The 11,840-nt window shown below is 32.8% G+C and carries 12 protein-coding genes; 5 read left to right on the top strand and 7 right to left on the bottom strand.

Annotation, left to right across the window (positions count from 1 at the left end; translation table 11 throughout):
- Window positions 1-49: 49 nt before the first annotated feature.
- Window positions 50-889: a ribosome biogenesis GTPase YlqF gene (ylqF, locus tag GM3709_RS14535; RefSeq protein ID WP_066120694.1), complete on the bottom strand. Its 840-nt coding sequence runs from the start codon at window positions 887-889 to the stop codon at window positions 50-52.
- Window positions 890-1,226: 337 nt separating this feature from the next.
- Between ylqF and GM3709_RS14530 the strand changes: the two genes are divergently transcribed.
- From GM3709_RS14530 to GM3709_RS14520, 3 genes are all read left to right on the top strand, one after another.
- On the top strand, window positions 1,227-1,778 hold the full coding sequence (locus GM3709_RS14530; protein ID WP_066120692.1) for a hypothetical protein: 552 nt from the start codon (window positions 1,227-1,229) through the stop codon (window positions 1,776-1,778).
- Window positions 1,779-1,921: 143 nt separating this feature from the next.
- On the top strand, window positions 1,922-3,049 hold the full coding sequence (locus GM3709_RS14525; RefSeq protein ID WP_066120690.1) for an esterase-like activity of phytase family protein: 1,128 nt from the start codon (window positions 1,922-1,924) through the stop codon (window positions 3,047-3,049).
- A gap of 338 nt (window positions 3,050-3,387) precedes the next feature.
- Entirely contained in the window at window positions 3,388-4,641 is a 1,254-nt protein-coding gene (locus tag GM3709_RS14520; RefSeq protein WP_066120688.1) for a competence/damage-inducible protein A, read from the top strand.
- 140 nt (window positions 4,642-4,781) lie between these two features.
- Here GM3709_RS14520 and GM3709_RS14515 read toward each other — a convergent pair whose 3' ends face one another.
- The 6 genes from GM3709_RS14515 to GM3709_RS14490 all read right to left on the bottom strand — a co-directional run bounded on the left by GM3709_RS14515 (window position 4,782) and on the right by GM3709_RS14490 (window position 10,570).
- Window positions 4,782-5,285, bottom strand: coding sequence for a DNA-processing protein DprA (locus tag GM3709_RS14515; protein ID WP_066120685.1), 504 nt, complete (start codon window positions 5,283-5,285; stop codon window positions 4,782-4,784).
- 216 nt (window positions 5,286-5,501) lie between these two features.
- A complete protein-coding gene (locus GM3709_RS14510; RefSeq protein ID WP_066120683.1) occupies window positions 5,502-5,936 on the bottom strand; it encodes a pre-peptidase C-terminal domain-containing protein in 435 nt (144 codons plus the stop codon).
- Window positions 5,937-6,065: 129 nt separating this feature from the next.
- Window positions 6,066-6,959, bottom strand: a complete 894-nt coding sequence (locus GM3709_RS14505) for a LapA family protein (protein WP_066120680.1) — start codon at window positions 6,957-6,959, stop codon at window positions 6,066-6,068.
- 237 nt (window positions 6,960-7,196) lie between these two features.
- The gene (locus tag GM3709_RS14500) at window positions 7,197-8,936 is read right to left on the bottom strand and encodes an N-acetylmuramoyl-L-alanine amidase (RefSeq protein WP_066120678.1); all 1,740 of its coding nucleotides are present in this window, start codon (window positions 8,934-8,936) and stop codon (window positions 7,197-7,199) included.
- A gap of 376 nt (window positions 8,937-9,312) precedes the next feature.
- Complete coding sequence (locus GM3709_RS14495; RefSeq protein ID WP_066120676.1) at window positions 9,313-10,116, bottom strand: hypothetical protein; 804 nt, start codon at window positions 10,114-10,116, stop codon at window positions 9,313-9,315.
- A gap of 184 nt (window positions 10,117-10,300) precedes the next feature.
- Window positions 10,301-10,570, bottom strand: a complete 270-nt coding sequence (locus GM3709_RS14490) for a DUF2470 domain-containing protein (RefSeq protein ID WP_066120674.1) — start codon at window positions 10,568-10,570, stop codon at window positions 10,301-10,303.
- 35 nt (window positions 10,571-10,605) lie between these two features.
- On the opposite strand from GM3709_RS14490, the gene GM3709_RS14485 reads away from it, so the two are divergent.
- Complete coding sequence (locus GM3709_RS14485) at window positions 10,606-11,322, top strand: RNA methyltransferase (protein ID WP_066120672.1); 717 nt, start codon at window positions 10,606-10,608, stop codon at window positions 11,320-11,322.
- Between the two features lie 124 nt (window positions 11,323-11,446).
- On the top strand, window positions 11,447-11,683 hold the full coding sequence (locus tag GM3709_RS14480) for a NifU family protein (RefSeq protein WP_066120670.1): 237 nt from the start codon (window positions 11,447-11,449) through the stop codon (window positions 11,681-11,683).
- The last annotated feature ends 157 nt before the right edge of the window (window positions 11,684-11,840 follow it).

Here is an 11,840-nt window from a genome sequence, read left to right as displayed (position 1 = left end):
TGTTTATTAAGTATTTTTATTCTGATCCAAGATCTCAGTTATAGCTTACTTAAGTAATTGGAGGATATTCTAAGGAAACCGCTCCTAAATAACCCTTACGAAAATCCTGTAATAATTGACGAGCGACCCGTTCCAAATCATTGTTATACTTAAGTTGTGCCAATTTAATAATAAACTCCTCTCCCGTCATATCTAAAGCATCTAAACCATATCGATCGAGTAATACAGATTCTGAACCCAGATTTACGAGCAAATCAACAAAAGCCTGAGCAACTTCTTGATTATTATAGGCTGCATCCCCAATATCTTCACAAATTGCTAATTTTAACGCATCTTCTTGATTTTCCAATTTTAAGGGAATGATACCCGGAGCATCTAGTAATTCGATCGTATCAGAAATTCGCACCCATTGTAGCTGTCTTGTAACTCCAGCTTTTCTAGCACTAGCTACAATTTTACGGTTAAGTAAACGATTAATTAAAGCCGATTTGCCTACATTAGGAAAACCAATGACAACAGCACGAACAGGACGGGGTAACATTCCCCTATTACGACGACGTTCATTAACAGCAATTCCCGCAGATTGAGAAGCCTTATTTATGATTTTTACTCCTTTACCGTCTTTTGCATTGGTAAAAAAAGGTGTTTCTCCTTGACGTTTAAACCATTCATGCCATTCTTTACGTAAACTATCGGTAATCATATCTTCTCGATTTAATACGAGAATGCGAGGTTTTTCTCCAACCCACTCTTTTACTTGGGGATGATGGGAAGCTAGGGGGATTCTTGCGTCTCTGACTTCCAAAACTACATCTACTTTTTTTAATTGTTCTTTTAATTGTCGTTCTGCTTTGCTAATATGTCCCGGATACCATTGAATCAGTGCCATAATGAAATAGTTAATAATGAATAATGAATAGTTAAACCACTAATTATTTATTGCTAGTGGGAGTTTTTTGTGTATCAAATTTCGCTAAGGAAGTAACGCTATGGGTGCGATCGAATTTCACAATGGAGAAAATTAGAGAAGGTATTATTATTAATAATATCATGACAATACTCATTAATTTTAAAAGGTTTTAAGTAGGAGTCACAAAATATTTGTGTTGAGTTATAAGTGATAAGTAAAAAAGCAAAACAAGATTTGTATTCACCTAAACAAACAGGAAAAAATCAGTTTGTTATTTTTGGTGATTAGTAACAACTATTATTAATAAAAATTAGTTATGAATATTAATTGGCATAAATTAGCAGAAATTAAAGAATTAAAACCATATTTTGAGAATGATTTTAATAAATTTCAAGAAAAAATAGAAAATTATTTAATCATTTGGAGTGAAATTAATTCAGAAGATTTAGATAAATTAGCATTATTAAGAGCTTTAGAAGTAACTAATGGTTGCACTCAATGGGCTTATCGTAGGGGGGATCAAGAGTGTTTATCGATCGACCAAACTAGAGAATGTATGAAGTTATCTATGGGTTCTATTAAAAATAAAAAAATACTATTAAAAGATGGAAAAGTTATTTTATTTTCATCAGAAATGGAAAATCTTATTCAAGAAGGTAGAGAGTTATATATAAGTGCTTTTAAAGAAAATTTACCAGAAAAAGAAGAAGAATTTTATGCTTTATCTACCTGTCAATTTTTGACCTATGGACAGAATAGAATGGATAAATCTTTTGATATTATTCAAGATAATTATGGACATTTATTTACTGATTTTTTTATTAATAAAGGGAAAAGATATGTTCAACCTTACCTCGATGCTATATAGCATTCCTATATGAGTTGTCAGAAAATAAAAAGTTAATTCCGTAGTTTTTAATCGGTGAGGGGGATTAAATTCTCATAAAATTACTTGATTTAGGTAATGAAAGTAACTTATGATAATATCCTATATAGAATAAGTGTGAGTAAATGAGTATCAAAATAAACAGATTTTTCGGTGTTTTATTATCTTGTTTAATATTCGTTTTTGGCTTTTATAATTTAACAGTTTTAGCAGATAATAGGGTATTTTTAGATTTAAAATTACAGTTTTTAGGAGAATATCAATTAACTGATACAAATTATCAAAATACTCTTATTGGTGGATTTTCTGGCATAACATATAACCCTGAAAAAAATCTTTATTATGTGATTTCAGACGATCGAGCTAATTTTTCTCCTGCCCGTTTTTATACCTTAAAAATTGATATAAATAATGAAAAAATTAATAATATTACTATAGAAAATGTAACTTTTTTAAAAGACGAAAAAGGCGAAAATTATTTACCAAATACAAGTGATACAGAAGCGATCGCTTTTAGTCCTAGAAATACTTTATTTATTGCCAGTGAAGGTGTCTTTAAAACGAAAACGCCCCCTTTTATTAATGAATATGATTTAGACGGTAATTTTAAAAGTTCTGTAAGAATACCCGATCGATATATATCTAAAGAAGAAGAAAAAAAAGGTATAGAAAATAATTTAGGTTTTGAATCTTTAACCATTAAAGCTAATGGTATCATGGATCAAGATCCCTTTAGATTATTTACTGTTACTGAATCTGCCTTAGTACAAGATGTGGATCTCAATAATCCGGAAACCATCTTAAGGTCAAGATTAATGCACTATGTAATTAACCCTTTTGGTGATCCAGTTCTTGTAGGAGAACATTTATACCCTATTAATAGTCCATCTTTAGGTGTATTTTTTAATGGTGTTTCCGATTTATTAGCTTTACCCCAAGAAGGATATTTATTAAGTTTAGAAAGGACTCTTGGGTTAAGAGGATATGGGGCAAAAATTTTTCAATTAGTTATGGCTAATGCCTCTGATATTTCTACTCAAAAAACCTTATCAGAAAATATTGATAATATAACTTCTATTCACAAAAAATTAGTATTAGATTTACAAAAATTAGGCATAAAATTAGACAATTTAGAAGGCTTAACATTCGGCCCTCGTTTAGCTGATGGTAGTCAAACTTTGATTATGATTAGTGATAATAATTTTACGAAAAACGATCGACAAAAAAATCAATTTTTACTATTCAAATTATAAACTATAGCAATTCTTCCTATATTAGTTGTGAGAAATTGAGAAATAATTATGTTTAATTAGCAGTCAGGAATTAGCTATTAGTTATCAGCTATTGTGAAGTTAAATTTCTGGCCAACATTAGTAATGGATTAGTTATTTTTTAATAGAAAAAAGACTAACAGCTAAAAACTAACAACTAATCGCTTTAATTAAAATTCTCACAAATGATTTAGGAATTCTATATTATTTTCTTTTTCTATAGTGATAAACTAAAAACTAAGAGACTGTAAATAAAAGAGAGAAAATCAAAAATTATTAATTATTGGTTTCCCATTGATTATCAATTATTCACCATAAAAATGACAGCAGAAATTATTTGTATTGGTACAGAATTATTATTAGGTGATATTCTTAATAGTAATGCTCAATTTTTAGCACAAGAATTGGCTAATTTAGGTATTCCTCATTATTATCAAACCGTTGTGGGAGATAATATCGATCGTATTCATGAAGTGCTTGAAATTGCCTCCAAACGTTCTCAAATCCTTATTTTTACAGGTGGTTTAGGGCCTACTCCTGATGATTTAACCACAGAAGCGATCGCAACTTTTTTTAAGACAAATTTAGTAGAAAAACAAGAAATAATTGAAGATATAAAGAATAAGTTTGAGCAAAGAGGGAGAGAAATGACGGTTAATAACCGAAAACAAGCCCTAATTCCTCAAGGTGCTGATATTCTACCGAATTTAACTGGAACTGCACCGGGGATGATTTGGCAACCAATGCCAAATTTAACGATTCTTACTTTTCCGGGTGTGCCTTCTGAAATGAAACAAATGTGGCATAATATCGCTGTACCATTTCTAAAAACTCAGGGATGGGGAAGTGAAATTATTTATAGTCGCATGATGCGTTTTCGAGGTATTGGGGAATCTGCTTTAGCCGAAAAGGTTTATCATCTCTTTAGTTTAAGTAATCCTACTGTTGCACCCTATGCTTCTATGGGAGAAGTGAAATTGCGAGTATCCGCCAAAGCAAAAGATATTCAATTAGCCCAAAATCTGATTCATCCTGTGGCTAAAGAAATCGAATCCATCGCTGGAGAGGATTATTTGGGTTACGATAATGACACTCTTGCTTCTGTGGTGGGTAAACTTTTAGAAAAAAGAGGACAGACTCTTAGTGTCGCAGAATCTTGTACTGGAGGAGGATTAGGTGCGATGTTAACGGAAGTTGCAGGAAGTTCGAGTTATTTTATTGGAGGTATCATCGCCTACAGTAATCAGGTAAAAATTGAACAACTAGACGTTTCTGAAGCATTTTTAGCCGAATATGGAGCAGTATCAGCGATCGTGGCACGACAAATGGCTAAAGGAGTTCAACATAAATTTAAGACCGATTGGAGTATTTCTATTACAGGAATAGCAGGGCCTGGAGGTGGTACAGAAGAAAAACCTGTGGGATTAGTCTATATTGCGATCGCAGATCCTGATAAACAAGTAGAGAGTTATGAATTAAGACTAGGAGAAAAACGAGAGAGGGAGGCTATAAGATACCTTAGCAGTTGTTATGCTTTAGATAAATTGCGCCGTGAATTGGGACAAAACCATTAGGCATGAAAAATCCTTGCCAAGATCCAATAATTGAAAACCATTGTAAAACAGAAACAGGATTTTATGGGCATGAGACAAGACAAAACGAGATATTTTTGCCTTAAGTCTCCTGCTTATAACTTTTTATAGTTTTGTTAGAACTAATCAAAATAAAATCTAGTGACTAATTTTCGTTGTTCATCAGCTTCTTCGCAAGTTTGCATTAAAGTCTGACTATCATGAAAAGCGAAGCAAATTAACTGTTGACAACGAGAAATAATATCTCGATTGCAAATAGCACTAGCCTCTCCTAAGGAAAGATGATCATGATCAGGATTTTCTACCAAGTGAATAACTTGTTGTAATTGATCTTGAGATTCTCTCGGTTGACGATGAAGACTTTGGGGTAAAATCACCGTCAAAAGATTTGGATCTGCTTTCATTGCCCCTTTGATTGCGGCGGAATTAGTACCTATCGCCCCAGAGGTAATGATTCGGTTGCCTTCTAACACAAGAGCGTAACTCATCATTTCGATTAAATGTTGATGAGTAATAGGAACATGACGAGAACCTAGCAGTGCTATTTTTTTCGAGCTTGTTTGCTGAATAGCCGCTAATTCTTGCGCCAAAGTATCAAGTTTAGGAATTTCTAGTGATTGACTCAAAGACTATCTATAATTATCCTTAAATTTTCGATGCTATTTTAGCACCCGATGTTATTTTAGCAAACGATCGTTAATGATCCACACTTTTACAAAAATCTCCTCAAAAAAAGTTAATATTTAGTTTAGATCTTGCACCTTTATCATAAATTATCGGTGATAGGAAGGAATAGTTTGAATAGTTGATAAAAACATCATTGGTCAAAATTAATTCATTTTCTAGGGTACTGGTTTTAATTTTGTTAATTTTAGAGTAAATTTTCCATTACCAGTAGTACCAAAAGCCTTTACCCTAATAATATATATCCCTTCTTCGGCGATACGGGTAAAAAGAAGGGAATTACTTTCACTATCAGGGGCATCATCATTTTCTGCAATAGTTGTGCCATCTTGTTTGATTAAAGCCACTACCGTGTCAAAATCATCTGACATTAAATCGATCGCAATTTGATCACCTTTTTCTAAACTAATAATATAATCTCTGGCAAAACCACCTTCTCCTGTGGGAATATCATCGCTGGTGAGAGTATCAGAAATCGGTTGACTTTCTTGTATCGGAATCGGATTATATATTTTCGATTGAGCAGAAGCTGTAAAAATAAAACAATTATAAGAGAGAATTAAAGAGCAAAAAGTAAAGAGATACTTATTCATTTGGAATAATTTAAGATTAAAGTGATTTCTGAGAATGAAAATATTAATTTTATACTCAACAAGGGAATAAATTTATGTTGATGAGAATTGAAAATGATGAATAGTCATTCTCTGTAAAATTTATAAAAACTAAAAATCCCAATCTTCATCATCATCGAAAAATTCTTCGTCATCTTTCGGTAATATATTGTCAGATGCAGGAGAAATCACCCGATAAGGGGCATCATAAACTTGTTTTCTCTCTTTATTATCCAATGATTTAGGAGAATTACTCGATCGAGTTTTAGGAGGAGTCGGGTTGAGACGTTTAGGAGTAATTTCAGTTTTTTCCCCCGGTTGATAGGAATAAAGAGAGGCTTCTCTGATTTTCAAGAAAGTTTCTGAAGGTATATCTTCTACGGGAGAATAAATCATGTCTTCTTCTTTTTCTTCTATTTTTGATGATTCTTCCTCTAATGTTTCTGAGATAGAAAAGTTAATATTTTCTAAAACTTCCTGATTTTTTTCTGTAATAATTACCTCATCTTGAGAAATATTTTCGACAGGAACATTATCTTCAAAATTTAGATTTATCTGTTCTTTTTTTTGTTTAATATTAATATTATCTTTTTGGTAAATGAGAGAAGTTTCCGGGATAAAATCTTCTTCAAAATCGAAGTCAAAATCTGGATCTATTTCTTCAGGTTGGCTCTTATATTGAGTATTATTTTCTACTGGCAAAGGTTGAGAAAAAACTTTATTTTTAGGTGTGTTTTTAAAAGATGGTTGAGGACTAGAAGGAGGGTTATAAGATGGTTTTTTTGCTGAAGAATTGTCTCGATTTTGTGGAGCAGAATAGCTTAACAATTGAATAATGAAACTGGAAAAAATTCCTGCCAATACTGCTAAAATAATCCACAAAGATAAAGGTAAATTGAGAGAATTAAATCCAAAAAAAACTAGCGTAATTGTCTGGGCATTCTGTATATAAAATAACCCTGTTATAATTACGATCGAGATTAATAGTAGAATTTTAAATCCCATAGTTTTCTAAGTCTAATATTGCCGATATTGATTCTGATTATCTCATTAAGTAGCGGTTAGCAATTAAGTGTTAAGAGTTAGTTAGATGTTAATTTAATTAATCATCCCCATTAATTGATCCATTCAACGTTAAAACCTCCTCTTTTAAGGATAAAAAGATAAAAGGTTTCCCACTCACTTTCTATCTAATTCAATCCTCTTCCTTAAAGGTAATGGTAACTGTCAATTGTACATTGTTCATTGTTCATTGTCCTTCTTTATCCATTCTGTAATACCATTGGCTATTATTTGTGCTAATTGCTTTTGATCTTGAGGATTAGTAATCCATTCAAATTCATCAGGATTAATCATAAAACCTAACTCTAATAATATGCTAGGAGATGTATAAGGACGAGTGAGGGCTAGATTATTCCAATATACCCCATAGCTAGGTCTATTTAAGGTTTTAACCAGATAATTGTGCATAAATACCGCTATATCATGGGCTTGGGGATGATACCAAAATGTACTAACTCCTTGAGTTTTTTCGGCGTTGCCCCCATCAGGTAAAGCATTATAGTGAATAGAAAAGGCGAGAGTTGGTTTTAATTGATTGATCATTTTTTGTCGATCGACTAAGGATACAAAAGTATCAGTTTCTCTCGTTAAATAAACTGTCATACCTCTTTTTCTCAATTCTTCTGCTAATAAGAGAGATACCGCTAAATTAACATCTTTTTCCGGATAACCAGTTGCCCCTAGTGATCCTTTTTCTTCTCCACCATGACCCGGATCTAATAAAATAGTTGTACTTTGAATGTTAGAAGGTGCATGATTAAAAGTAAGAATCAAATTACTACCCTGATAACGAACATCATAACCCCATTGTCGATCGGATTTAAAGTTAAAAATATAGTCAACCTGAGAGGGGGAAGTTTGATACCAATCTAAACGCTTTATTAAAGAGTCATCATCGAAACGAATAGTATCGGTTTCCGCAGTGGTATTGTGTAAAGTGAGAGTAAAAGTATTATCTCCTTGACGAATGGAAATAGGTACAGGATTTTGTAAGGGAAAAATAACCTCTGTGCGATTGTCTAATTGACGGGAAGACACACTGCGAATAATGGAAGTTGGAGGTACATTTGTTGGTAAAACTCTTGTTTCTTCTGCTTTTATCCATGCGCCATAATCTAAACGTAACCAGTCTCCTTCTTTTCCCGTAACTAATGCCCTTGTACCTTGCGGTAAAGGAGTTAACCTTGAATGATTGGTACTTGCACCCGATCGAGTTACACCTTGTTCTGAGATAATTTCAATGACGCTCAACTCTTGAGGATTAAGAATTGTTACATTTCCTTGACTTATTTCTGTTACTGTGATTCCCTGATGATTCATGACAAAGGTAGGAGTAACAGTCGTTTTAACATTGCCAAAACTAGCACATCCTTTTTTATTTTCCCACGACTGAGAGATGATTTTTTGTCCTTGGTTATTCCCCGTGAGGATAGAGGCATTAGAGGGTAAATTCGTCATCGTTAAATCGGGAGTGAGATTAATGCTTTCTCCTGCTAGACTGACAAATACTTGACTATTTAAAGGTGCGATCGCTTGAAAACAAATTAATTCATTTGGTAATCTACTAATATTTTGTGTAGGGAAAACAGGAGTAAATTTAGATGGTTGAGAAATATCTTTTTTCGTTACAATTCTTTTAATTTCTTCGTTACCGTAGCGAATAACTAACTCATTTTTGCCTATTTGTAGGGGAATACTTGGTGCAAAATAACCTTGAGACGATCGTTTAATTGATCGATCGTTAACATATACATTACCATTAGCATTAGCCGAACCGATAATAAAAATAGAATCTGCGGTGGTTTCATGATTAACAGGAGGATAAACAACCGTCAAAGATTGTGCCGAAGCATAATCCATTATTAAACTAAAAGAAGCAGTTAAAAATAAACCTTGCCAAAACTTTTGCGGTGGTATCATAATCCCTCATAAAAACTGTAGATTACCTCAGTTCGACATAAAATTTATGGGTAAAGGTAAGGTATTAGTTGTTAAGTATTAAGTAAATAATTGATAAAAAACCATTAACAATTGATTTTACTTAGATTTATTTAATTAAATAATTAAACAGATTTGGCAAAATTAACCATTAGCCTAAAACCTAAAACCTAGCCACATCAAAGATTTTTTTCATCGAACTCAGGTTAGATTGGGTTAAAGAATAAAAACCCAACCAACTTTTACTTTTTCAAGTATCAACTGTCAACCATTATTTGTGAACCTAAAGCCCATCTTCTCGTCTTTTAGTCTCCTTAGACTTATCTTGCTTCACCAATAGATATTGATAGGTTTCAACTTATTGGGGAATAAACAACTTCGTTTCCTCTATATACTGCCAAGCAACTCCATCTGGATCACGAGTTTGAGTCCACAAAGTAAAATCAGCATCAGATCTTCGTTTTCCTACCGTGCTAGGACTCACTTCTAAACGTTTGGCTAATTCACTCTGATTCAAAGCATTAATGTTGCTTTCAGTTATGTTAGTCGTAGAAATTTCTGTTTCTTTGGGAGGTGGAGAGGGGGGAAAGTTATCAGAAACAGATGGACTAGGTTGAGATGAAATTACTGTTGTTGTCGAAGGTTCATCCACTACGGGAGTAACGATTTTCTCTGGAACTTTTGCAGATTGAGATTCAATAACTGTAGTTGTTTCAGTATTGGAAAATGAAGCGGTTAAACTAGGTGCTATATCAGTATCACTATCTGGTTCACTATCATCAAAGATACTACCCAAAGCGTTAGCTGTTAAGAAATAATAGACGATTCCTTTATCTTCATATAATCTTTTGACTGCACCATATTCTTGTGTTTTTTGGTCTAAATACCAACGGGCAGTACTAGCACTTAGGTTGGTTTTGGTGGTAATATCGATTACCGTTAAGCAACCTTGATTTGCTTGTATTAATTGATTGAAAAAAGGATCTATTTGTTCAGATAGTTGTTTCAAACGATATTTTTGCCATAATTTAAAACCCAATGTAAGGATGAAAATCCCCACAATTACAGGCCAAAAGACAAATACTACCATTATGATTAACGCTATAGGCAATATCACTAAAAGGATACTGTTAGCACCACTATCTATTACTTTTCCAGTCATAGTTTTAAGTGGTTATATTACATCAAAGACAATCAATCAATTTCGATCGTTTGTCTAAATACTTGAATCATTATAGTTGAAAAGTTTTTAAAATTCAAAAGATACTTTTTAACAATGGACAATTGACGATTGGTAAATAAAGGAAAATTTATTAATTTCTAATTCCTAATTCCTAGATTCTTAATTATTTTGCTTGTTTCATCATTTCTACTAGAGTTGTATGAGCGTCTTTAGCATCAGTTAAAGTATGATCAAATTCAATTCTGAGGGGATTTTCTTCGTGATTATCAATGATTAAGTACATTCCTTGAGGATCGATCGACAACATTTTAGCAGTTTCGAGGGTGTCAATTTTGCCATAATATTGAGCATATAATTTTACTGCATCTTGATGATCATCATTCATATGTTTACAAATTCGATCGCTAATAGCTTGAGTAATAATTTCTGTCATAGTAGTTATATTTAAAATTTTGTATTTATTATAAAATGTTTCAGGTCAAAATAATTTTAGTAGAACCGGCAGGAGAAAGAAATATTGGCTCGATCGCAAGAGTTATGCGTAATATGGGATTAAGTCAGTTAACGATCGTCAACCCCCGTTGTGATCATTTATCGGAAGATGCCAAAATTATGGCAGTTCATGGGATCGAAGTATTAGAAAAAGCAAACATTGTTCATTCTTTACCTCAAGCCTTACAAGGATGCCAAAGAGCCATCGCCACTACCGCTAGAGAAAGAGACGTACCGACATTATTAGAAACTCCTAGACAAGCAATTCCTTGGTTAAAAGGAGCAAATATCACTTCTGCTTTAATTTTTGGTCCTGAAGACAGAGGTTTAAGCAATCAAGAATTGAGTTATGCTCAACGTTTTGTGTGTATTCCGGCTAATCCTGAATATCCTTCTCTTAATTTAGCTCAAGCTGTTGGTATCTGTGCTTACGAACTTTATCAACTGTCTCAAGAATCACCTATTCAACAAGATTCTTCCCTAGAAGATTTAGCAAATATAGATGAATTGGAAGGATATTATCAACATTTGGAATCGGTGTTATTGCAAGTCAATTATTTATATTCTCATACAGCACCAAAAAAAATGGAAAAGTTACGACGAATTATCAATCGTACGAATCTTACCCGTCAGGAATTAGCCACAATTAGAGGGATTTTACGACAAATTGAATGGTCGATCGACCATAAGTAGGATTTTTCGATTTATTTACTGGATTCTATGTAGGTATTTCATTAATTACTAACTGTTCAGAGTTATAATAGATGAACAAAACTGAAATTAAAATCTACCTAACAAAAAATTATTATTAAAGATTATGTCTTTAGCATTGACTAACGAAAACGTAGAACAAGTATTAGATGAATTACGTCCTTATCTTATGGCTGATGGTGGCAACGTGGAATTAGTCGAAATTGATGGGCCTACAGTCAAATTAAGATTACAAGGTGCTTGTGGTTCTTGTCCTAGTTCTACTATGACCTTAAGAATGGGTATTGAACGAAGATTAAGAGAATATATTCCCGAAATCGCTGAAGTTGAGCAAGTTATTTAACAATTAGTAATTAAGGTTTCTGAAAAAGTCTTCTGATGAAGGTAGGAGTATGGAGATAAAAGAAATACCTAAAATCGAGAGGTAATTTTTTGAATTTATCGATGAATTTCATCAAAACTAATAGTTGTTTCTTTAAAAATCTTCTCCTAATCTTTTA

Source organism: Geminocystis sp. NIES-3709 (assembly GCF_001548115.1).
GTDB lineage: Bacteria > Cyanobacteriota > Cyanobacteriia > Cyanobacteriales > Cyanobacteriaceae > Geminocystis.
This window is presented reverse-complemented; position numbering and strand designations above follow the sequence as displayed.